At 59.1% G+C, this 23,179-nt stretch carries 21 protein-coding genes; 14 read left to right on the forward strand and 7 right to left on the reverse strand.

Annotated elements, in window-relative coordinates; all coding sequences use genetic code 11:
* Positions 1–32 precede the first annotated feature (32 nt).
* On the forward strand, positions 33–821 hold the full coding sequence (locus DHV10_RS25995) for an enoyl-CoA hydratase/isomerase family protein (protein WP_109489348.1): 789 nt from the start codon (positions 33–35) through the stop codon (positions 819–821).
* 3 nt (positions 822–824) lie between these two features.
* Here the strand turns inward: DHV10_RS25995 and DHV10_RS26000 are convergent, their stop codons facing one another.
* The gene (locus tag DHV10_RS26000) at positions 825–1,457 is read right to left on the reverse strand and encodes a CoA transferase subunit B (protein WP_109489349.1); all 633 of its coding nucleotides are present in this window, start codon (positions 1,455–1,457) and stop codon (positions 825–827) included.
* A 4-nt stretch (positions 1,458–1,461) separates the two neighbouring features.
* Positions 1,462–2,160 (reverse strand): CoA transferase subunit A, encoded by a 699-nt coding sequence (locus tag DHV10_RS26005; RefSeq protein WP_109489350.1) that lies wholly within the window; start codon positions 2,158–2,160, stop codon positions 1,462–1,464.
* Positions 2,161–2,319: 159 nt separating this feature from the next.
* Here DHV10_RS26005 and DHV10_RS27435 point away from each other — a divergent pair, with 159 nt between their 5' ends.
* The 4 genes from DHV10_RS27435 (at position 2,320) to DHV10_RS26025 (ending at position 7,339) form a co-directional block, all read left to right on the forward strand.
* Positions 2,320–2,709, forward strand: a complete 390-nt coding sequence (locus DHV10_RS27435; RefSeq protein ID WP_275425943.1) for a L,D-transpeptidase family protein — start codon at positions 2,320–2,322, stop codon at positions 2,707–2,709.
* A gap of 215 nt (positions 2,710–2,924) precedes the next feature.
* Entirely contained in the window at positions 2,925–4,283 is a 1,359-nt protein-coding gene (locus DHV10_RS26015; RefSeq protein ID WP_109489352.1) for a zinc dependent phospholipase C family protein, read from the forward strand.
* A gap of 33 nt (positions 4,284–4,316) precedes the next feature.
* Positions 4,317–6,317: a ribosomal protection-like ABC-F family protein gene (gene abc-f, locus DHV10_RS26020; protein ID WP_109489353.1), complete on the forward strand. Its 2,001-nt coding sequence runs from the start codon at positions 4,317–4,319 to the stop codon at positions 6,315–6,317.
* Between the two features lie 14 nt (positions 6,318–6,331).
* Positions 6,332–7,339 carry a hypothetical protein gene (locus DHV10_RS26025; protein ID WP_162601913.1) on the forward strand — a complete coding sequence of 336 codons (1,008 nt, stop codon included), beginning with the start codon at positions 6,332–6,334 and terminating at the stop codon, positions 7,337–7,339.
* A gap of 28 nt (positions 7,340–7,367) precedes the next feature.
* Here DHV10_RS26025 and DHV10_RS26030 read toward each other — a convergent pair whose 3' ends face one another.
* Positions 7,368–9,761, reverse strand: a complete 2,394-nt coding sequence (locus DHV10_RS26030; RefSeq protein WP_162601914.1) for a carbohydrate binding family 9 domain-containing protein — start codon at positions 9,759–9,761, stop codon at positions 7,368–7,370.
* Positions 9,762–9,924: 163 nt separating this feature from the next.
* Between DHV10_RS26030 and DHV10_RS26035 the strand changes: the two genes are divergently transcribed.
* The 4 genes from DHV10_RS26035 to DHV10_RS27440 all read left to right on the forward strand — a co-directional run bounded on the left by DHV10_RS26035 (position 9,925) and on the right by DHV10_RS27440 (position 14,704).
* On the forward strand, positions 9,925–12,765 hold the full coding sequence (locus DHV10_RS26035) for a phosphoenolpyruvate carboxylase (RefSeq protein ID WP_109489356.1): 2,841 nt from the start codon (positions 9,925–9,927) through the stop codon (positions 12,763–12,765).
* 517 nt (positions 12,766–13,282) lie between these two features.
* A complete protein-coding gene (locus DHV10_RS26040) occupies positions 13,283–13,873 on the forward strand; it encodes a Crp/Fnr family transcriptional regulator (RefSeq protein ID WP_162601915.1) in 591 nt (196 codons plus the stop codon).
* Entirely contained in the window at positions 13,870–14,532 is a 663-nt protein-coding gene (locus DHV10_RS26045) for a helix-turn-helix domain-containing protein (protein ID WP_162601916.1), read from the forward strand. The genes DHV10_RS26040 and DHV10_RS26045 overlap by 4 nt, the downstream gene beginning before the upstream one ends.
* Positions 14,516–14,704, forward strand: a complete 189-nt coding sequence (locus DHV10_RS27440) for a hypothetical protein (protein ID WP_162601917.1) — start codon at positions 14,516–14,518, stop codon at positions 14,702–14,704. The genes DHV10_RS26045 and DHV10_RS27440 overlap by 17 nt, the downstream gene beginning before the upstream one ends.
* A gap of 96 nt (positions 14,705–14,800) precedes the next feature.
* On the opposite strand, the gene DHV10_RS27445 is transcribed toward DHV10_RS27440, so the two are convergent.
* Complete coding sequence (locus tag DHV10_RS27445; RefSeq protein ID WP_162601918.1) at positions 14,801–14,968, reverse strand: hypothetical protein; 168 nt, start codon at positions 14,966–14,968, stop codon at positions 14,801–14,803.
* Positions 14,969–15,409: 441 nt separating this feature from the next.
* The gene (locus tag DHV10_RS26050; RefSeq protein WP_109489359.1) at positions 15,410–15,601 is read right to left on the reverse strand and encodes a Flp family type IVb pilin; all 192 of its coding nucleotides are present in this window, start codon (positions 15,599–15,601) and stop codon (positions 15,410–15,412) included.
* Positions 15,602–15,759: 158 nt separating this feature from the next.
* Here DHV10_RS26050 and DHV10_RS26055 point away from each other — a divergent pair, with 158 nt between their 5' ends.
* On the forward strand, positions 15,760–16,278 hold the full coding sequence (locus DHV10_RS26055; RefSeq protein WP_109489360.1) for a GNAT family N-acetyltransferase: 519 nt from the start codon (positions 15,760–15,762) through the stop codon (positions 16,276–16,278).
* Between the two features lie 100 nt (positions 16,279–16,378).
* Here the strand turns inward: DHV10_RS26055 and DHV10_RS26060 are convergent, their stop codons facing one another.
* Positions 16,379–16,579 (reverse strand): cold-shock protein, encoded by a 201-nt coding sequence (locus tag DHV10_RS26060; RefSeq protein ID WP_109489361.1) that lies wholly within the window; start codon positions 16,577–16,579, stop codon positions 16,379–16,381.
* A gap of 272 nt (positions 16,580–16,851) precedes the next feature.
* Between DHV10_RS26060 and DHV10_RS26065 the strand changes: the two genes are divergently transcribed.
* From DHV10_RS26065 to glgP, 4 genes are all read left to right on the forward strand, one after another.
* Positions 16,852–18,222 carry a pyridoxal phosphate-dependent decarboxylase family protein gene (locus DHV10_RS26065; RefSeq protein ID WP_109489362.1) on the forward strand — a complete coding sequence of 457 codons (1,371 nt, stop codon included), beginning with the start codon at positions 16,852–16,854 and terminating at the stop codon, positions 18,220–18,222.
* Positions 18,215–19,216 carry an aldose epimerase family protein gene (locus DHV10_RS26070; protein ID WP_162601919.1) on the forward strand — a complete coding sequence of 334 codons (1,002 nt, stop codon included), beginning with the start codon at positions 18,215–18,217 and terminating at the stop codon, positions 19,214–19,216. The genes DHV10_RS26065 and DHV10_RS26070 overlap by 8 nt, the downstream gene beginning before the upstream one ends.
* Complete coding sequence (gene galK / locus DHV10_RS26075; RefSeq protein ID WP_109489364.1) at positions 19,209–20,378, forward strand: galactokinase; 1,170 nt, start codon at positions 19,209–19,211, stop codon at positions 20,376–20,378. The genes DHV10_RS26070 and galK overlap by 8 nt, the downstream gene beginning before the upstream one ends.
* Positions 20,379–20,675: 297 nt before the next feature.
* Entirely contained in the window at positions 20,676–22,436 is a 1,761-nt protein-coding gene (glgP, locus tag DHV10_RS26080) for an alpha-glucan family phosphorylase (protein ID WP_239462057.1), read from the forward strand.
* A gap of 115 nt (positions 22,437–22,551) precedes the next feature.
* Here glgP and DHV10_RS26085 read toward each other — a convergent pair whose 3' ends face one another.
* Positions 22,552–22,941, reverse strand: coding sequence for a hypothetical protein (locus DHV10_RS26085; protein ID WP_109489366.1), 390 nt, complete (start codon positions 22,939–22,941; stop codon positions 22,552–22,554).
* Positions 22,942–23,179: the final 238 nt, after the last annotated feature.

Raw genomic sequence — 23,179 nt, forward strand, 5'->3', positions numbered from 1 at the left:
TAGTCGATCCACCTGCGCAACCGGAGGAGACCGTGAGCTACAAGACAATCCTGATCGACGACAATCCTCCGATCCGTACCATTACTCTGAATCGCCCCGAACGCCGGAACGCAATGACTGCGGAAATGCAGACGGAGCTGATCGAAGCATTCGAGCAGATCTCCGCAGGCCCAACGCGCGTTCTCATTCTTGCCGGCGTCGGCGAAGCATTCTGTTCGGGCCTGGATCTCTCTGAGCTTCAGGCAATGCACAGCAAGACACCCGCGGATCATCGCGCTGACGCCGAACGCATCGCCCGGCTGTTCATCACGCTCAGAGAGCTTCCCATCCCGACGATCGCCGCCGTCCACGGCCCCGCCATCGCCGGTGGAACGGGCCTGGCGATGAATTGCGATTTCACCCTCGCCACGCCGCCCTCAAAATTTGGCTTTACCGAGGTCCGCATCGGCTTCGTTCCTGCGCTCGTCTCAGCATTTCTTTCGTTGCAAGTCGGGGAAAAGCGCGCCCGCGATCTTCTCCTCACCGGTCGCCTCTTCGACGCCGCAGAAGCGCACCAGCTCGGCCTTGTGAACGAGGTCGTTGCGCACGCCGAATTGATGACCCGCGCCCAATCCCTGGCCCAAACACTCCTTGCCAATAGCCCGGAATCGCTGAGTGCAACCAAACGGTTGCTGGTGGAGCAAAGCCGCTCATGGCTGGACGCCGCTGTGGCTGCTGCCCTGGAGGCGAACGTTGCATCCCGCGAAACGTCCGACTTCCGCGAGGGGATTGCCGCATTTCTGGAGAAGAGAAAACCGGTCTGGAGTAAGACCCACCCCTGATCGCTACCGGAATCGAACCTCAGCGCCCGTACGCTCCAGCACCTGCTCTCGCGAAACCCCATCCGCTAGCTCGAATACCTCGAACCCGCTCTCCGTCACATCCATCACACACAGGTCCGTAATCACGCGATGCACCACGGCGCTGCCCGTCAAAGGCAGCGTGCACTCGCGCACGAGCTTGTGGCCCCCATCAGGCGTCGTATGCTCCATTAGCGCAATCACGCGGCGCACGCCCGAAACCAGATCCATCGCGCCACCCATACCCTTAACGCGCTTGCCCGGGATCATCCAGTTCGCCAGATTGCCGCGCTCCGATACCTGCATCGCCCCAAGAATGGCCAGATCGATGTGCCCGCCCCGAATCATCGCGAACGAGTCGGCACTGGAGAAAGTCGCAGCCCCGGGCACAAATGTCACCGTCTCTTTCCCGGCATTGATCAGGTCCGCATCCACCTCAGCTTCCCGCGGATACGGCCCCATCCCCAGTAGCCCGTTCTCCGACTGCAGCGTCACCGTCATCCCTTCGGGAATGAAGTTCGCTACGAGCGTCGGAATGCCGATACCAAGGTTGACGTAGAAGCCGTCCTGCAACTCCTTAGCGGCCCGCGCCGCCATCTGGTTCCGAGTCCACGGCATCAGCTCAACCCTCTCTCGTCGTCTTCTTCTCGATCCGTTTCAACGGATTCGGAACATGCACCACCCTGTGCACAAAAATCCCTGGCGTGTGAATCTCGTCCGGGTCAAGCTCTCCGGGCTTAACCAGATTCTCCACCTCCGCAACCGTGATCCTCCCGCATGTAGCCGCATTTGGATTGAAATTCCGAGCGGTCCGGCGATAGATCAGGTTCCCATGACTGTCGCCCTTCCACGCCTTTACCAGTGCGAGATCCGCCTGTATCCCGCGCTCAAGGATGTACGTCTTCCCGTCAAACTCCTTGTGCTCCTTGCCGTCGGCAATGATGGTCCCGATTCCCGTCCGCGTATAGAACCCGGGAATCCCCGCGCCGCCCGCTCTCAGCCGCTCCGCCAGCGTCCCCTGTGGGCAAAACTCCACCTCGATCTCCCCTGCCAGAAACTGCCGTTCGAACTCCGCGTTCTCACCCACATAGCTGGAAATCATCTTCTTGATCTGCCTTGTCGCCAGCAGCAGCCCAAGCGCTGCGCCATCTACGCCCGCATTGTTGCTCGCAATGGTGAGATTGCGCACCCCTGAGTCGCGCAGCGCTAGAATCAGTTCCTCCGGCACGCCGCACAGCCCGAAGCCGCCCACAGCCAGCAGCATGCCATCGCGCACAATGCCTTCCAGGGCTGCTTTCGCGTTTGGATAGACCTTGTTCATCAAGAGACTCGTCCGATCGGAGAAACTGTCCCGGCCACGTCGCCTGTTTTACATGACGTGCCCCACCACCGCCAAGTGACCAGCGTTCAGGCTTTCAAGGTGAGAGATATGGATTACAGTTTCCACATGCTTTCCGGTCGCCTGTCTCGCAAGCCTGAAATGAGGCTGCCATCCGCAGTAGCCACGTCCCTCTTGGTTCTTTCCTTATATGCATTTGCATCTCCACACACGACTTCTCAACAAGTCAAAGCAGACGCCATCCTGATCCAGAAGAAGGATCATGTTATGGAACTCCTGGAAAACGGCAAAGTAGTTCGCACCTACAAGGTCGCACTCGGCCAGGGCGGACTCTCGCCCAAGCAGAGAGAAGGCGATGCCCGCACCCCGGAGGGCCACTACATCGTCGACGCGAAATACGAGCACAGCAAATACCACAAGGCACTGCACGTTTCCTACCCCAACGCCGAAGACCGCAAGCGTGCTGCCCGCCTTCATGTACCGCCCGGCGGAGCAATCATGATTCACAGCCTTCCAAACGGCAGAGGGTGATTGGGTGCCCGCCATCGTCTGTTCGACTGGACCCTCGGCCGCGTTGCGGTCACGGATGAAGAGATCGATGAGATCTTTGTCCTCGTTCCGGTGGGCACCCCCGTCGACATCCGCCCCTGACCTAAGTACAACGCCCCAATCTCGCAAGGCATCGAATTTAATAGCATCTCCTAGAGCCGAGATCTCTGGTTCGCCAATATAGAAAGACCCGAACGATGCCTAAACTATTCAGCTGTCGCAAGCTTCTGCACTCTATATCCATTCGGTCCATCTCTAGAACACTCGTCGTCCTCGCCCTTCTTCTCATCAGCTGCGGCACTTCCCACGCCTATTCCGTCCTGACCCACGAAGAACTCATCGACCTGCTATGGAACGATCATCTTCGTCCCATGATCCTGGCGCGCTACCCCGGCCTCACCGACGACCAGATCCGCGAGGCACACGCTTATGCATACGGCGGGGCCGTCATTCAGGACATGGGCTACTATCCTTTCGGCAACAAGGAGTTTAGCGACCTCGTCCACTACGTGCGCAGCGGCGATTTCGTGCTGGAGCTGATCAAGGAGAGCCAGACAGCGGATGAATATGCCTTCGCGCTCGGAGCGCTGTCGCATTACGCAGCAGACGTGACCGGGCATCCAGCCGTGAACCAGGCGGTTGCGATCACCTATCCCAAGCTCCGCGCGAAGTTCGGCCCCATCGTTCTCTATGCGCAGGACAAAACCGCCCATATCCGCACCGAGTTCGGCTTCGACATGGCGCAGGTGGCGAAGGAGAGATACGCCCCGCAGCAGTATCACGACTTCATCGGCTTCCAGGTTTCGAAGGAGCTGCTGGAACGTGTCTTCCCAGTGATCTACGGGATGCAGTTGAAGGATGTCGTTCCGCACGAAGACCTGGCCATCGGTTCCTTTCGCTACTCCGTCAGCACTCTCATACCTCACATGACGCAGGTGGCGCTCAAAACACACAAGAAAGAGATCATGCGTGAGGTCCCGAACTTCCAGAAGAAGAAGTTCCTTTACCGCCTCTCGCGTGCAGATTACGAAAAGTCGTGGGGCAACAACTACCAGCACGCCGGATTCGGCACCCGCGTTCTCGCATTAATCCTTAAGCTCATCCCAAAGGTAGGGCCGCTCAAAGCGCTCGACTTCAACGTGCCTACTCCCAAGACTGAGAACCTCTACTTCGCCAGCATCAACAAAACCGTAGATCACTACGGCGCACTGCTCGGCACCGTTCAGAAGAAATCTCTCGAGCTGCCGGACGAGGACCTCGATAGCGGCAAGCCCTCCGCTGCCGGCGAGTACATCCTTGCCGACGATACCTACGCCAAGATGCTCTCCCAACTTGCCGACAAGAAGTTCGCGGCCACCTCCGCGGCCCTCAGAAAGAACATCGTCGCCTTCTACGCCAATCCCTCCGCTCCCGTTGAAGGCAAGAAGGATCCGGACAAGTGGCAGAAGGTCCAGTCAAACCTCGAAGCACTGAAAGCCTTCACACCCGGCCCGGACCAGCCGCCCGCCGCTCCCTCTGCGCAGCCTGCGGCAACTTCACCATCCGGCAGCCAATAGCCGCAGCCGCGCTTCTGCGAAAATGAGAGAGCAATGCTCTCTCTGCAGAATGCTGGCAAGCGCTTTGGGCCTCGCGTGCTCTTCACTGAGGCCAACTGGCTCATCCGCAGCAATGAAAAGACCGCTCTCGTCGGCGCAAACGGCACCGGCAAATCCACGCTCATGAAGGTCCTCGCCGGCCTCGAGTCCCTTGACTACGGAACCATGCAGCTCACCCGCGGCATGAGCATCGGCTATCTTCCTCAGGAAGGCCTACGCCTCAGCGGCCGCACCGTCTTTGAAGAGTGCCTCAGTGTCTTCGACGAACTGCGCGCCATGGAAGGCGAAATCGAACGCGCGGCTGCGCAAATGTCCGAGCTCGACCACGCAAGCCCCGAATATGAATCCGCAGCCGAACGTTTCTCCATGCTGCAGGAGCGCTTCCATACCCTTGATGGCTACGCCCTCGACGCCCAGGTTGGCACCGTGCTGACGGGCCTCGGCTTTGGTAAGGAAGACTGGTCCCGCCAGGTCGACGAGTTCTCAGGCGGATGGCAAATGCGCATCGCTCTGGCTAAGCTGCTCCTCGCCAAGCCCAACCTGCTGCTCCTTGACGAGCCCACCAACCATCTCGATCTTGAAACACGCAACTGGCTCGAGGAATACCTCCACGGCTACCCCTTCGGATACATCCTCATCTCCCACGATCGCTACTTCCTTGACGTCACCATCGATCGCACCGTCGAGATCTGGAACAAGCGCCTCACCATTTTTCAGGGCAACTACACCAAGTACCTCTCACAGAAAGACGAGCGCCGTGCCCAGCTGCTGGCCGCCTACAAAAATCAGCGCGACCAGATCGAGCACCTCGAAGCATTCATCAGCCGATTCCGCTATCAGGCCACAAAAGGCAAACAGGTGCAGTCGCGCATCAAGGAGCTCGAAAAGATCGAGCGCATCGAGATCCCTGAAGAAGAGCCCGTCATTCACTTCAAGTTCCCGCAGCCTGCTCCATCCGGCCGCATGGTGGTCGAGGCCGAGAGTCTTGGCAAGAGCTACGGACCTAAGCGCGTCTTCAGCAATGCCCGATTCAGCATCGAGCGCGGAGATCGCGTCGCCCTCGTCGGCGTCAACGGAGCCGGCAAGTCGACCCTTATCAAACTCCTCACCGGCGTCGAACTGCCCACCCAGGGAACTATCAAGCTCGGGCACAACGTCGTCAGCGAGTACTTCGCCCAGGACCAGTACAAAGTTCTCGACCCCGAGGCGCGTATGCTCGACGACATCAGCCGCGCCGCGCTCAAGGTGCCTGAGTCCGAACTTCGTTCGCTACTCGGCTGTTTCCTCTTCTCCGGCGACGACGTCTTCAAGCGCCTCGGCGTGCTCTCCGGCGGCGAGCGAAACCGCTTTGCCTTGGCCCGCATCCTCGTTTCGCCTTCCAACTTCCTGCTTCTAGACGAGCCGACCAACCACCTCGATATGGGCGCGAAAGACGTCCTCCTCGATGCCATTGCCGCATTCTCCGGCACGGTCGTCTTTGTCTCTCACGACCGATACTTTATCGACCGCCTCGCCACCCGCGTGATCGAAGTGGAAAACGGCATCATCACCACCTACGACGGAAACTACGAAGACTACCTGCGCAAAAAGGAAGAGCTGGCCGCACGCGCGGCGATGGGCGACCTTTCAGCTTCAGAGCCTAACCCTCAGCCCTCAAAACTGAAGCCCGATTCCTCTCGACCCCTTCCACTGAATGCCGCTGCCCCTGCTTCTAGTGGCACTACCATCGTGATCGAGGGAGGTGTCGATGTCCCGGCAAAATCGCGCCGGCTGAATCCAATCAAGCAAAAACAAATGGAGGAACGCTGCGCCTTCCTCGAAGAGGAGATACCCAGGGTTGAGGCATCCATCGCGCATACAGAAGAACAGCTCGGTGTCTTCGTCTCCGCGACGGAGACGCAACGCCTCACCGACCTCGCAGCAGGCCTGCGAGAGCAGCTCACCCAGCTCACGTTGGAGTGGGAAGACCTGATGCTGCAGCTCGAAGGCGCTTAGGAGTACCATGAGCCATGCGGCTTTTGTGTGCCTCAGTGTTGGTCCTGGTCGGATCGGTGGGATCAGCTTGCATCTCTCAAACTCCCGGTAAAACCTCTCTCGACATCGATACCGACCATGACGGCTTGGCCGATTCATTGGAGCAGTCGCTCCTCGAGCAGTTCCAGCCGCGCTTCCTCATCAGCCGTACCGATTGCTCCAGCAAACCGGCCGAATTCACCGCCTTCTCCAAACGCCCCATCGCTGCAGACGACAACGGCACGATCTACGGACAGGCCTTCCCTTCGCCTGGTGAAACGGGACAAGTTGAGCTCCACTACTACGACCTCTGGCGGCGCGACTGCGGCAAAGCGGGCCATGATCTCGATGCCGAACACGTCTCGGCTCTTGTTGCACGCGACGAAGAAGGCACATGGAAAGCCCGATACTGGTATGCGGCCGCGCACGAAGATACCCTGTGCGATGCAAGTCAGGTTGCACGGGCCAGAGGCCTGGATGCCGAAACGCACGGACCGGAGGTCTGGATTTCAGCTGGTAAGCATGCCGCCTTTCTGAGCAAAACCATCTGTACGCACGGCTGCGGCGCAGACCGGTGCGGCGACGACGATGCCTTGGACACTCAACGCATCGTGAATCTGGGCGAGTCTACCTCTCCAATGAATGGCGCCATCTGGACTGCGTCGACTCGCTGGCCATTGAAACAAAAGATGAGCCGCAGCGACTTCGATCCAGCTCTTCTCACAAGGGTGAATGCGTTATCTGTGGACCAGATCGCCTGGGCCAATCCTGGTAAACGGCCTGCACAGGCCGCAATCCTCGGCGGCGGCGCAGCTTTGGGCGCTGCGGCCACAGGGGTTCACGCAACCGACAATGCGCTTGATGTGGCCGACACTCATACTTCGGGAGCTCTGGATACCGCGTCGCAAAAGACAGGAAACGCGCTCGCCAAATCGTATCGCAGTGTAAAGAAGGCTTTGAAGGCAGCTACCGGAGCCTCAACGAAGGCGCCCCAAACCGAATAGCTGTAAGCATCGTCTAGCCCCGAACGGCTCAGAACCGAAACAGATAGCTCCCCTTGATAAAGAACTGCCTGCCATCATTGAGATACCCCGGACCGCGCGGCAGAATCGGCAGGTTCGGATCGCACTGCGGTGTACCCGAATGCTGCAGAGTACAAAACGTGTGCTTGTAGTTCTGCAGATCGTTATTCCAGCCAACGTAGATCACCGTGCCCGGATGCGGGAGCCAGGTAAGCAGCGCCTGGGCCTGAATGCGCTTTGTGCGTTCCAGTGAAGTTTCAAGCGGATTCGCCAGCGTCGTGTCGTACTCCGCGATGACACGGGCTGACCATGCGCGTGTGAACTGATAGTTGAGCTTCGTGCGGAACACCTGAGTCTCGTACACAAGTTGTCCGTCGCTCACCGACTTGTCCCGGTCGAAAAGCCATGTATTGTCCATGGTGAGCTGACGAAGCGGGTTGATCCCCACTCTCGCTTGCGAAGTCTGCTGGTGCATAAGGAAGGGAACTGAGCCCGCAATCGGGTAGTAGTTGACGTTCCCGCCGCGAAGCACGTTGATCGAGAAGCTCAGGAGCGACCATGGCTGGCCCCGAGCCACGAATCCACCGAGATTCTCTGTGAAGTTGCGGTTAGCTGCCAGCGCATAACCGTTCTGAGGTCCAACGGTATCGGAGTTTTCTCCGATCACTGGCGCCAGGATGATGTTCCGTGGCAGCAGCCAGAACGGGTCGAACGTCGTGTAGCGATACACTCGGTTCTGCTGGTGGTCGAACGCAATCTCCTGGCTCAACTCAAGTCCGAACGACTGGATTACGCTCTTCTTCGGAAACCATTGATAATCTCCGTGGAGATGATCGCTTCGGATGTTCGCGGTCTGGATGAAGCCGGTGAGAGTTTTGAATCCACGGCTGATGTCCTGGTACTGGTTCTGCATGTTGAACGCGTGGCCACTCCGCGTTACCTGAAGATCGGCAGCGGGACCTGCGGAGTAGCCCGCCGGAAAGATGGAGGCCACGCTGTCTGGCCGGCTTTGGTTCGTCGAGCTCTCAACCAGCTGGGCGAGAACCGTCCAGTGCTTGTCGGCGCGCCAGGTCAGGTCGGCCCCGCCGGTGCGATTCCATCCTCCTCCGAATTCCTCGTCGGTGTAAATGAGACCAGCATTTGAACCCTCACCGAGGTCTCGGGACACTCGACCAACAAAAAATCCTGCTTTGTTGTCGCGCAAAGGATCGCCAGACGGAACGGTGTGCCCCGGCTGACGATCGTCGATTGCGAGTAGACCGATGTTGGTCCTTCCCGATTTGCCGGTGACGCGAAGTCCCCAATCGGGCCGGACGATATTGCGCGTGTACAGCAGTGTCAGAGGAGTAGCAAAATAGCTTGCGTTTTCAAGAAAGAATGGGCGAAGTTCAGGGAAGAAAACGGGATAGCGCTGGTCCACCGTGAACTGGGGCTGATCGCTCTCCACATCGCTGAAATCCGGGTTGAAAGTCGCGTCAAACACAATCGAATCCCGCCAGACCGCCTTGGCTTCTCCGCCACCAGTAGCCTCCGCGTGCCGGGTGCTGAAGTAGGGATTGTTTGGATCGAGCTGATCCAGCACGTGCACGTTCTGCCCGAGCACGTAGGGGTTTATCTGAACATTGTGAGAGCCGGTGACGCCCTCGATGCCCTGCAGTGAGCCCTCCTGGCTGAGAACGCCGCTCACGCTGCGAGAAATGTTCGGCCAGAAATCGGCTTCGCTGTTTCGAGGAAGGCTGCGGGCCAGCACAACGCCCCAGTCCCGGCCCGCGGCAGGGAAGCGGATACTTCTGAACGGGAGGGCAATCAGCGCCATCCAGCCCTTATCAGTAACGCGACCATCGGAATTCCAGACCTGGTCGTAACTGAAGTCGTCCTGACCGGACTCCGTCCACGCCGCGTCAGCCTGCACGCCCGCAGCGTTCACCTCAAACTCAACCCCGCGCAGCCGGTCCTGAAAGGGATCCAGCAGAACCGTGACGTAATCGTCTTTCAGAATGTTCTCGCGACGGGCCAGATGAGACCGGATCAGCTCCGGGTGCTGGTCGAAACACACAAAGGCGAAGTAGAGCGCCGTCGTAGTCCGGCCAATCCATACCTCCGTGTTCTGCGTCGCGGGTGCACCGTCCGTCGGTTCGTACTGGCTGAAGTGCTCGACATGCGCGAGGCGATCGCGCAGATCGGCTCGAGGGGCCATATCGCTGAAGTCGTTCAGCGTGAGCGGATGATCGATGAGCGGGACCTTAACGCTCGATGTCGGCTGCATGCGCACTGGATTCTGCGGCACGACCACGGGCCTCGGCTGCCCCGCAGGTTGGTTGACCACCTGCGCCGGCACCTTGACCGATGAAAAAAAAGAGACAACCGCAATAATGAGAGCCGTCGAGCAGATGGGGGACCGCACTCGCACTCCAGTTCCTGTTGCACTCCGGGGGCAAGGCGCCTCTTCCCCGCAAAGAAAAGGATAGCCGAATGCAGCCCGCGATGCCGTGACAACTCGTTCAGTTTGCGAAAGCGTGCGCCGCACAGCAAAGCACTCGCTGCGGGTAAGGGATAATTGAGACAACATGGCACTTTTGTGGAGTCCTGAGAGCTGGTCGCAGAGACTGGCCGAACTCGAGGCGCGCTCGGGCGAGCTCAAGGAGGCTCCGCTACGGCGCGACGTCCGATCCCTCGGAACACTGCTGGGCGAAGTGCTCCGCGAGCAGGCCGGAGAAGATCTTTTCGCCCATGTCGAGGCCCTGCGCCAGGGCACCATCCGTCGCCGGGATGCCGAAGCGACCGGCGAGGAGAAAGAGGCGGAACGCCACGGTGCCAAGGCGTTGGAACTTGTGCACTCCCTGCCTGCCGAGCGCGCCCTCCTCCTAACAAGGGCGTTTGCGTTCTACTTCGAGCTCATCAACCTGGCTGAGACAAACCACCGCAAGCGCAGGCGTATCGCCCTTCAGCTGAACGGCCAAGCCGAAAAGCAGCGCGGATCGCTCGCCGGAACACTCGCGGAGATGCGGCGCGTCGGCATCTCCGCCGACGAAGCCATGCAGTGGCTCCGGCGCATTCTTGTCGTGCCGGTTTTCACCGCCCACCCCACCGAAGTCGCGCGCCGTACCGTCATGACGAAACGCCGGCGCATCGGCGACTACCTCGCGCAACTCGACCGCATCCCCGTGCCCGAACAGGAGATGGCGCATCTCGAAGACGCGATCCGAGCCGAAATCACTAGCCTCTGGCAGACCGACGAGGTTCGATCGCGACGCCCGACGGTTTACGACGAAGTGAAAATGGGGCTCGACTACTACGACGTGTCCATCTTCGCCACTCTCCCGGCGCTCTACAGAGAAATCTCGGAGGCTCTGCGGGCTGCGTACGACATCGAAGTCGAACCCCACGAGCTGCCGCAGGTCCTCAGGTTCGGTTCTTGGATCGGCGGCGATCGCGACGGAAATCCCTTCGTCACCCCGGAGGTGACGCGGGATGCGATTCAGCTCGCGCGCGGTCACCTTCTGCTCTACTACCAGTCCAGGCTCGACGAAATCATCGATCTGCTCACGACCAGTGCACACCAGCGGCCTGTGAGCAAGGAGCTGCGCGAACGGCTGGATGCTTACGTAGCGCTCGTGCACACCCCGGAGGCCCAGGTCTTCGGCGCTCAGTACGAATTCGAGTACTATCGCCGATTCATCATCTGTGTAAAGGCCCGGATTCAGCGCACCCTTGAGATGACGGGAAGGCACGGTTCAACAATGCTGCCCGTCATGCCCTACACGCTCACGAAGGGCCAGGAGAAGCTGGCTCAGGTCCTGCCCGAATACTGCTCGGTCGAAAAATTCCTCGATGATCTTGAGGCCTTACGCGCCTCACTAGCCGCGAATGCGGGGCTGCGCATCGCCGAGACGCTCATCGACCCGCTGATCCTGCAGGTGCGAACGTTCGGACTGCATCTTCATACGCTCGACATCCGACAACACGCGCGCGTCCACGCCGCGGCGCTGCAGGAAGCCATTAGCGACACCATAGCGCCCGTGCTGCCGGCCGAAATGTCGGCCGAAACAACCTCTGTTCTGGAGACCTTTCGCGTCGTCGCCGAAATGAAAGAAGGCTGCTCGCCAGAGGTCATTCGTCAATACGTGATCAGCGGCGCTTCAAGCGTTGAAGACGTTCTGGCCGTAGTACGCCTCGCTCGTCTCGGCGGCGTCACCGTGGAAGGATCTAAGCGCGATCCCGGCCTCATGCCTGTCCCCCTGTTCGAATCCATCGAAGATCTGCGCCAGGCTCCGGAAGTCTGCCGTGAGCTTTGGACCCGCGCTGACTACAAAAAGCTGCTCGCATCGTGGGGAAACTGGCAGGAGGTCATGCTGGGGTACTCCGACTCCAACAAAGACGGAGGAATGTTGACCAGCACCTGGGAGATCTTCCGCGCTCATCGAGGACTGCACGAAGTGGCCCGCGATTGCGGCGTGAAGCTGCGGCTCTTCCACGGGCGCGGCGGAACCGTGGGGCGAGGCGGTGGACCCACCCATCGCGCCATCTTCGCTCAGCCCATGGACTCCTTTGAGGGGCAGCTCCGCATTACAGAACAAGGCGAAGTCCTCAACTTCAAATACGCCGACGAGATCCTCGCAGAGCGGAACCTGGAGCTGATGATTGCGGCGTCGCTCGACGCGCTGGCTCGTCCCAATGCTCGCGATCCGCAGGGACACTTCACCGGCGTCCTGAAACCGGAATGGGAGGTCGCCCTTAACGAGCTTTCCGCCATCGCATTCGCGTTCTATCGCAACAATGTCCTTGAGAACTCCGAGGTAGTCACCTACTTCGAGCAGTCGACCCCGGTCGGAGAGCTCGAGCACGCCAAAATCGGCTCCCGCCCCGCGCGGCGCAATAAATCACCGAAACTTTCTGATCTCCGCGCTATTCCCTGGGTGTTCGGATGGACGCAATCGCGCCTCCTTGTGCCCGCGTGGTTCGGCGTAGGCTATGCGATCGAGCAGTTCACCAGGACACCTGGCTCGGTCGACCTTCTACGGCTGATGGCGCGGGAGTTTCCGCTGTTCATTGATCTGATCCGTAATGTAGAGATGGCCCTCGGTAAGGTTGATCTGTCCACCGCAAGGCTCTACTCCGAGTTGGTCGCCGACGCCAACCTCCGCGAGCGCATCTACGACATGTTCGAGGCTGAGTTCCACCGTTCCGTAAACGCAGTCCTCGCAGTCACCGGCCAGAAAGAACTTCTGCAGACAAATCGCGTACTCGCTCATTCCATCAAGCTCCGCAACCCCTACGTCGATCCAATGCACCTCATCCAGGTCGACATGCTGCGCAGAAAACGTGCCGGCGAGGACACCCCCGAAGTCAACCGCGCAATCGCTGCCACCATCAGCGGTATCTCCGCGGGACTGCGAAACACGGGCTGATGCCACGCCGCAGTGCTGATTGATGACACCGGCGAGCTTTAAGTTTTGAGCAGGTTCACATCTATACCCGCTCCAATTTTCCTTCCTGGAAAACCGGCGCAATTCATATTACCTTTGAGACACCTACATAAGGGGAAACCCTAGGTTTGTAACGTCCTTAGTAGTGCATTTCCGTATACTTCGCTCCAGTGGGCGCTGTCGGATGTGCAGCAAGGGCCGATCCAGGGTTAGATCGATGGCGCCGCTTAGAAACGTTCTCGGCCCAGTGCAGCTGTCCAGTTCATTGCAGTAGATCCTCTGCCGATGTTGCGCACCCCTCGAGGCCGCCTGCAAGTTGTTCCGGCGACAGCGAACCCGCTTGAAGTGCTAGCTGGGAGCGTTCTCTTTGAAAGCAGATGGACCTTGCCACTCTGGTACACCCACATGCTCAACGTGTCATGAACGGCGCTCGGGCTGGTTTTGCTCGCTCGGCAGTGATGCGCTTGCAGACCTCGAACGGATTTCGTCCGCGCAGAGCTTGGACGCTAAAAGCCACATCTTCTCCCAGGGGACCCTCCCCACACATCTCCACATCCTTTGCCGCGGCTTTGTAAAGCTGACGGTAAAGCGCGGATCGAGGCATAGTGCGGTTGTGCGCGTCGCCAGCCCCGGGGCGGCGCTCGGTTTGTTCGCCGCCCTGTCGGATTGCGAGTACGAGTTGTCCGCGCACACGCTCACTCCTGTGCACCTTCGATCTCTAAGCAGGGATGCGTTTCTCTCCCTCATGAGCAAGTGGCCAGAGATTCAGCGAAGAGCTTTGCAGAGCATCTGCCAGGATTACTTCTTCGCCCACCAGCAGTTCTGTCGTGCGGTTCTTTCAGCAAATGTGGACGACAGGCTCAACCAACTCCTTGTGGATATGGCCGGCTCATTGGATTCCGACTCTGAAGAAGCGGGCCTTCGCATTCCGTTTCTCCTTACGCAATCGGAGATCGCCACAATGATCGGAACTACCCGCGAGAGCGTCTCTCGTTCTCTCAGAGAGCTTCGAAAACGTGAGTCGAGAGAGAAGACAATCTCCGGCATTGTCCCCATGCGCGAATCCGGAACATCGGAGGTGATGGCGTGATCCCAATCGACTGCGAAGTATCCATAACTTCCGACCGTCTGGCTGACTACGCCATCGGCCTCAAGCTGCGCGCTCTTAGAACCGCGAAGAACTTCACGCTCGCGCGTCTTGCAATGGCTACCGGCCTGTCGACTGGCCTGCTCTCGAAAATCGAGACTGACCGTATGGTTCCAACGCTGCAGACCCTCGATCGGATCGCCCGCGCGTACGGCGTCGACCTCGGACACTTCTTCTGCAAGCCCCGGAACCTCTCCGTTTCCATAACCCGCAAAGCGCATTATGAAGACCGCAAAGGAGCGTTGATCCCACCCCCGATGCCGCTGCACATCCCCACGGCACAGGGACAGCTCCTGTCCCAAATCATCGAGCTTCCTGCGGGGCATTCCTCGAAGATCGGAGAATTTGGCAAGCCGAGTGAGGTAACTGCGTTCGTCATCCAGGGCACACTTCACATGAGCTTTGGCGGCTCGCTGGAAACCCTTGAGCAAGGAGACACAATTGTCGTGAGCAGCGACTTGCCGATGCTATGGAGCGCTGGTGCTGACTCTGCTTGCCGTGTTCTGAGCGTCACTACAAAGCAAGCGGGCGTTCCGAGCCAGACCGAATCTGCGTCGCTCAGCGCATCCGCGGAGGACATTTCCGATGTCGTTGCGTCCTGATCTTGAGTTCACGTATGACCGGCAGGGTCAGCCTGTCGCCGCGAAATGCTCTCTATGCGGCGCCACTATGCCTGCACCACCGGAAGATCTGGAACTGCCTGCCGATGTGATCGTATGGCTTTCGCGACGGTACATCGAACACAAGGCAGAACTCCACGCCCCACTGAAATGAATATTTGAGGGCGGGCTCTGTAGCAAGCCATTCACTTTCGCGCAGAGGCAGGAATGCCGGCTCGTAAGCCGGCACATAGCTCAAAACCGTGGAAACTTATCCTGCGATGGCGTTGGCGGTTTGATCGGCGCTGTCGATCAGGGGACGGAAAGCATTGATCAGGTTCTCGACCTGAGCCTTCTGCAGCCGGAGGAGATCGAACTTCCGGGTGATCTCGTTCAGCTCGGTCATGGCTTGTTCGTAGGCTACGCGATAGGGGTCCATATTCTCCTCACTTCTGCTGTTGTTACTGGGCGAAGTCTAGCATCGGTAACAACTCAAATATCGAAAGTCTTCGCCGACTAGCACCCTAAAGTAATGGACTTTTACGAGAAGTGCAGCGAGCTTGTGATCGCGCCGCGCGGGGAAGATTGCGGGGTATGGGTCACGGGCCGGAGGTGGTAGTCGTCGCACCTCGGCCCGTGATCGCTAGCCACCCCCCCAGTCGTTCCGTACGAGGTCGTACAGGCTAGACGCTCTATAAACTCGTTTCAGGTGCGTTGTTGAATCGATACTATCGCGAGTCTGCTTCGAAATGAAATACAACTTGCGATACAACGTGACCGAAGTGTCCCGAACCCGAAGCGCGGCTCCGCACAACCTTCCGGCACTCCCAACACTTCGCTAGCTCAACAGGAGAACAGGCCAACTTAAAACCGGGGCGCTTCAGACATTCGCGGTGAGGGTGGAGCCCACGCTGGAGAACACGTCGTTGAGACCGGCAGCCAGAGTGCCCATTCCGGAGATCGAACCTAAGGCGACCATCGCAAGAACAAGGGAGTATTCAACCAGGTCCTGACCGGACTCGCGGATGAGCAGTCTGCGAAACAGAGTTAAAGCTGTCTGAATAACGTGCATTCGAAGCTCCTGAGAAACCCTTTGAACTGTCCGGCTATTGTGTTATCGGCAGCATGGGCCGAACAATCCTCACTTTGTAACGGGCTGTGCAATCAGTGGTAACCGCTCCGAAGCAACGAAAGTGTAAGACCTGCCCGGGATTGGGTTAGTGTTCCCTCATGATCTCGATTCGAGCAGCCAGGCCGGGTGATGCCGTCGCGATCGCGCACGTTCACGTCGAGAGTTGGCGCTCCACCTACGCTGGCATCGTTCCGGATGAGTATCTGGCCGGGCTCGACGAATCGCTTCGCGTAAAGCTGTGGCAGGAGTGGCTCGGCAGTGGAGCCGTTGTGCTCGTTGCCGAGCGCAAATCCGAGATCGTCGGCTTCGTGCACGCCGGCAAGATCCGCGAGCCGATCGAAACTGCGGATGCCGAAATCTATTCTCTGTACCTGCTGCGCGATGCCCAGGGGCGCGGCATAGGACGAGCGCTGCTGACGGAGCTCTCCACCAGCCTCGACAGCCAGGGCTTCAGCAGCCTCGGGCTCTGGGTTCTGGAGCGGAACCGGTCTCGCGGCTTTTACGAAAACTGCGGAGGCCGTCTCTCAGCCTCCAAGGTCATCGAGATCGGCGGCGCACGTCTGATGGAGGTCGCCTACTGGTGGCCCGACTTGGCCTCACTGCGAGTCCTCAGCTAGCCGCAGCTCTCTTCGGCCCCAGAAAGCCAAGGGCCGGGATCGCTCCCAGCCCTTGCTTCTGTCTGCTACTGAATTGCTGAAGATTCTGCCTGAACTGTGTTTACAGCGGCTGAACGTCCGCGGCTTGCCAGCCCTTGGGTCCCTTCACTACGTTGAACTGCACAGCCTGGCCTTCCTGCAGGCTCTTGAACCCGCTGGAGGAGATCGCCGAGTAGTGCACAAATACGTCTTCACCGTTCTGGCGCGAGATGAAGCCGAAGCCCTTCGCGTCATTGAACCACTTCACAGTACCTTGTTCCATTTTTTCCGTGTTTCCTGGTATTGAATTGCGCTGGATGAATCGGAGCGACCACTGGCAGAATCTTGCTGGATCGGCACCCCAGGGTAACCCTGAAATGCATGGGGCGAGTTACTGCTCACGCCCGGTTCGACTCTAACGCTGGCATCAGTGTAGCATCGTACTCCTGATTTCATCGCCCATTCTGCCCCATGACGAAAGTCGCGAATGCGCGATGCGTCTCAAACCGCACGACTTACCGAAGCATACCGCTTGTGATAGGGTGAAACATCGTTATGACTCGAGACCGGACACTTGAGTTGCTGTCTCGCGCCGCTGCTGTACTGGACCGCGAGTTCGGTCACCTCCCTGGCTTCGAGTCAGAGCGTGCAACCGCTTCAGATGCGAGCTCCCTCCAGGCAGTTCTCGACGAGACGGCGCGCCGGCTCGGCGACAATTACCCCTACTTCCACCCGCTCTATGCCGGGCAGATGCTGAAACCGCCGCATCCTGTCGCCCGCGCGGCTTATGCCCTCGCGATGACCATCAATCCCAATAACCATGCCCGGGACGGAGGCCGAGCCAGTTCCGAGATGGAGATCGAGGCTGTCCGTGAGATCGCCGGCATGTTCGGCTGGACAGAATACCTCGGACACCTCACATCCGGCGGAACCATGGCGAACCTTGAAGCCCTCTGGGTCGCCAGCCAGACACAGGGCACCGCCACCCATCGCCGAATCGTCGGCTCCGAACAGGCCCACTACACCCATAACCGCATCTCAAGCGTCCTCAAGCTGCAATACAGCTCCGTCCAGGCCGACGCCTGCGGCCGAATGCGGCTCGATTCACTCGAAGACGAGCTGCGCAAGGGTGATGTCGGCACCGTGGTGGTCACGCTCGGCACCACCGCCATCGGCGCGGTCGACCCCCTGCCCGAAATCCTCAAGCTACGGGAGAAGTACGACTTTAGGGTGCACGTAGACGCAGCCTACGGAGGCTACTTCAAGCTGATCGAAGACGTTTTGGACGAACCGGCCCAAGCCGCCTACAAAGCAATTGCACAGGCCGATTCCATTGTCATCGATCCACACAAGCACGGTTTGCAGCCCTATGGATGTGGATGCGTGCTTTTCCGTGATCCCGCTGTAGGACTTTTCTACAAACACGATTCCCCCTACACCTATTTCTCCTCGAAGGATCTCCACCTGGGCGAGATCAGCCTGGAGTGCTCGCGGGCCGGGGCAGCCGCAGTCGCCCTGTGGGCTACCCAGAAGCTTCTGCCCCTCCAGCCGGATGGCGAGTTTGCAGACGCGCTCGCCAAAAGCCGGCGCGCTGCCCTGGACCTCGACCGTCGGTTGCGGACCGACTCAAGGTTCGAAGCGCTCGCTGGATGCGTCCCGGAGCTCGACATCGTCGTCTGGAAGATGAAGGCCGAAAGCACTCAGGGATCATCAGCTTTAGCGCAATCGGTTTTTTCAGCGTGCGCCCGCCGCAACCTGCACTTGGCGCTAGTACAATTGCCGCAATTCTGGTTTGGATCTGCCGGCAGCAGCAGAGAGCTGGGCACCTGCCTGCGATCGGTACTGATGAAGCCGGAGCATGAGGTATGGCTGGACCGGATCTGGGATGAATTGTGCGGCGCCTGCTCTGAAATGGAGAATGGCTGACTTGGCAGAAGCAAGGACATCGATCGCCAAAAGTGAAAACGTTCTCATCCGAGCGGGCGATTGTCATGTCACCGTACTTCCTCACTTCGGCGCCAAAATCTCTTCCATTCGCATCGCTTCGCGCGAGCTTCTCCAGGCTCCCCTGGCTCCCGTCAAAACACGGACGCAAACAATGGCCTTCGACGAAGGCGACGCGAGCGGGTGGGATGAATGCTTGCCGTCGGTCGCCGCATGCCAGGTGGAAACTGCCGCCGGAATTGCCAACATCCCTGATCACGGCGACCTATGGCGAGTCGATTGGCAAAAGCACGGACCTGAGAGCAAATCCGGCGATGGCAGCTCCATCACCCTTTTCGGCAAGTGCTTCTCCCTCCCCCTCGAGGTCGAGCGGACGATTCATCTGCATGAGATCGAGCGTGGTTGGCGGCTGGATCTGAGCTACCGGGTTCGCAATTGCGGCAAATACTCGGTCCCATGGTCGTGGGCAGCGCATCCGCTTTTTGTCTGCGACGAAGGCGACCGCATCCTGTTGCCCGAGTCGGTCCACACATTGCGGGTAGAGGGATCGGGCGGCAAGCGGCTGGGACAATCAGGCGCGTCGGTCGATTGGCCCGTTGCGAAACTCGCGAACGGCAGCACCGCCAACTTGAGCACCGTGAATCGAAGCGACTCAGGAGTCGGCGACAAGCTCTTTGCCGGGCCGCTCACGTCGGGCGAAAACTGGTGCGTGCTGGAGCGTCAATCCGCAGGTATTCATGTCCGCGTGCAATTTGATACAGCGGCAACCCCGTACCTGGGACTTTGGCTCTGTTATGGAGGATGGCCCGAGAAGCCGGGCCCCAAACAGGTTTGCGTAGCAATGGAGCCTTCCACCGCTCCGGTAGACTCGCTTGCCATTTCCGGACCGTGGTCCCGCCAACTCGCGCCCGGCGAGTCCTACTCGTGGCCTATGCAGGTTGAGATCGAACGAATCGAGAGAAAAACTGATGCATGATCCTGAAGCACTGCGTTCCTTACATTTGAGCCGCTTCAAAGCCGAGCCGGAAATCTTCGCCGCTCCAGGCCGAGTGAATCTTATCGGCGAACACACCGACTACGCCGAGGGCTTCGTCATGCCCGCAGCCATCGACTTTGCCACGCTTGCTGCTATCTCTCCTCGGACAGACGGCAAGATCGTCATCTACTCCGAAAACTTCAGGGAAGAACACATTGTCGAAGCGGCGGCTCTTCCCACGGAAGCGACCCAGCACTGGAGCGATTACCCGCTTGGCGTCATCGCGATTCTCGCCGGCGAGGGTCACCGTACGACCGGGTTCAGCCTGAGTCTCTACGGGGACGTACCGCTCGGCTCGGGCCTCTCGAGTTCTGCCGCCATCGAGGTCGCCACGGCTCTCGCCGTAACCTCATTGCTGAACGTCCATTATCCGGGCCCTCAGCTTGCCCGGCTCTGCCAGCGCTCTGAGAACGAGTTCGTACGCTCCAGCTGCGGCATCATGGACCAGTTCATCTCCGTGAACGGCGAAGCAAACCATGCCCTGCTCTTAGACTGCCGCGATCTGAGCTTCAGGCTTGCGCCCATTCCTGCAAACGTGGCGCTGGTCATCGCCAACACCATGGTCAAGCACTCCGTCGCCGGCGGTGAATACACGTCGCGCCGTGCCGAGGTTGAAGAAGCTGCAAGCGTCATTGCTCGCCACAGGCATGAGGTCCGTTTCCTGCGTGATGCAAATGTCGACGATCTGAAAAAGTGGGGCTCTGAGATGAGCCCAAACGCCCTCAAGCGAGCTCGTCACGTCATCACTGAGAACTCCCGCACAGTCGCTGCAGCCGATGCGCTCATCCATCACGATCTGAAGGAACTTGGCAGGCTCATGGCAGAGGCGCATGAGAGCTACAGCAAAGATTTCGAAGCCAGCTGTGCAGAAGCCGACACGATGGTCATGTTGGCCAACAAGCTTCCCGGACTCATCGGTGCACGGTTGACTGGAGGTGGATTCGGCGGCTGCACAATCAACCTTGTCGAGCAGGAACAGGCGCCCAAGTTTGCAGAGGCTCTGGCCGGAAGTTACGCGGATGCAACGGGAATCAAGCCCCAGATCCACATCTGCCACGCCTCCAGTGGCGCGCACAAGGTTACTGCCAGCCTCTCGCATTGAAAGACCTGTATCTTCCAGAGCACCGGAGAGTGCATCTCATTACCATAAGGTGGAAAACGCGGTCCTCTGAAGTCACCGCCGGCACTCTGTCTACGAACAACAAAAGCGTTTTTCCTTGCTAGAATCTTTCACAGGTTTCCCCAGAGTTGGTACACACAAGATGAGGAGAGAAACATCTCCCAAGGGGTAGCTCTCGGGAACAACAACCGCAAATAGATAGCGGGACCTGAGTTTCTGAAACTTCATGCCGATCGGCATTTTTGAGCTCGCAGAGAGACATAAAGGATGCAACAGAACTTGAATAAGCCCTTTTCCTACGAAATCACCCCAGCATCTGGTTTGGTCGCCTATTTCTCCATGGAGATCGCGATCGACCGCAGAATTCCCACCTACTCGGGAGGCCTCGGCATGCTCGCCGGCGATACACTCCGCTCGGCAGCCGACTTGGGCATTCCGCTGGTCGCGTTCTCTCTGGCGCACCGCAAGGGGTACTTCCAGCAGCACCTGAACCAGTCCGGCGATCAGACAGAAGAAGTGCAGCCTTGGAATCCCGCTGACCTCTGCACCGAGGAGCCGGCGCGCATTCGGGTCTCCGTCGAAGGCCGCGACGTCACCGTGCGCGCATGGCGCTACGACATGGTGGGGCGCTACGGCCATATCGTGCCTATCTATCTGCTGGATACGGATCTCGACGGCAATTCGGGCTGGGACCGAGGTCTGACGGATCACCTCTACGGCGGGGACACTAACTACCGCCTGCAGCAGGAAATCGTGCTTGGACTCGGCGGCGTTCGTATGGCCAATGCCATGGGTCTCAAGGTGAACGTCTACCACATGAACGAAGGGCACGCAGCGCTGCTCACCCTGGCTCTGCTCGAGAGCGAAATGGGCGGCGGTCCACTGAACTCCCCGACCGAAGCTGACATCCAGCAGGTGCGCAACAAATGCGTGTTCACCACGCACACGCCGGTTCCGGCAGGACACGACCGGTTCTCGACTGAACAAGCGATCCGCATCCTCGGGGGCGACAGGACCTCCCGGCTCGAGAAGCTCGGCGTCTTCGAGGACGGGCTTCTCAACATGACCATGCTGGCGCTCCGCTTCTCGCGGTATGCAAACGGCGTGGCCATGCAGCACGGCAAGGTTTCGCGAGAGATGTTCCCGCAATACCAGATCGATGCGATCACAAACGGCGTCCATGCTCCGACGTGGATCTCCGAGCCCGTCCAGCAGATGCTCGACACCCACATCCCCGCCTGGCGTCGCGACAACCTCTGCCTGCGCAACGCCATCGATCTCCCCGAGCAGGAAATTCTAAGCGCCCACCATCGCGCCAAGGAAGCACTCCTGACCGAGGTCGCATCGCGAACCGGACTCGTACTGAACCCCAATGTGCTGACGCTGGGCTTTGCCCGCCGTGCTGCCACCTACAAACGCGCAAGCCTCATGTTCACGGACCCGGAGCGCCTCCTGAAGATCGCCACCCAGGCCGGCGGATTGCAGATTCTGTATGCGGGCAAGGCGCACCCTGCCGACGAGCCAGGCAAGGCTCTTATCCACAACGTCATCGAGACCGCTGGCAAGCTGTCGAACGACATGCTCCGCATTGTCTATCTCGAGAACTACGCATGGGATCTCGGTGCATTGCTCACCGCCGGCGTAGACGTGTGGGTGAACACGCCGCGCCGTCCCTACGAAGCTTCCGGAACCAGCGGAATGAAGGCTGCGCTGAACGGTGTGCCTAGCCTCTCGATTCTCGACGGCTGGTGGATCGAGGGATGCATCGAGGGCGTAACCGGCTGGGCTATCGAAGACGGCGCGAACGACGCCGAAGAAGCGGTCAACCTCTACTTGAAACTTGAGAACGCCGTCGTTCCCATGTATCGCAATGAGCCGGAGAAGTGGGCGAAGATGATGCGCACTACCCTCGCCTTCAACGGGTCCTACTTCAATACCAACCGTATGGTGAAGCAGTACACCCGCAACGCCTACTATCCCGTTCGGCTCCTTGAATTGACCAGGCCGGGCGTCGAGGAGCCGGCATACGTGAGGGCTTAAGATTACCCAACAACCTCAAAAGCGCAGGGCGGCTTCCATCGAAGCCGCCCTTCTTGTTGCAACCAGCAGAGAAGCCGGGCTGCGATAGCCCGGCTTCTTCTGAATCAACGAAAAGCTACGCTACCGCGAGACCGAGAGCACGGTTGATCCGAAGCTGCAGGGGATCCAGGGTCGACTCAGCCTCGGCATAGACAGGTACTGGGACAGGTTCTGCGAAGATCTCAGCGTGCACTGGCTCGGCCACCGGCTCCGGAGCGGAATACTGCTCCACATAAGCGGGCTCTGTGCGGACCGGCTGTGGCTCGTAGTGAACCGGCTCTGGGATTTGGCTCTCCTGTTGGTAGCCAGATGCCGACTGTAGAAACGGCTCAAGCGCTGACAACACGCTTTCCAACTTCTCCTTGCGCCGCTGAAGCTCATGGTACTCGGAGTAGATGTACTCCAGCTGATGATTAGCGCCTTCAAAGGCGGCTAGGTAGTTTGCCCGGTAGCCCTGGTTGCCCATCGGATCTCCTTACAGCAGTCTTCGTGGGAATCCGCTTGCATCTGCTCCGCTAATTTCTCATCAACGAGAAGGGCTTGGGGATTGGCGGATATGACTTAGCAGAATCGGAACTGCTATGCACGGAAGAATAGCCGGAGGTCACCATGCGAGACATTACCCAAAGGATGTATCCGCGCAGACTTTTGGGCCAACTCATTCATCTAAGTTGCTGAAATATATATTACGTGCGCTCCGAACG

Origin of the sequence: Occallatibacter savannae (assembly GCF_003131205.1) — a bacterium.
GTDB lineage: Bacteria > Acidobacteriota > Terriglobia > Terriglobales > Acidobacteriaceae > Telmatobacter > Telmatobacter savannae.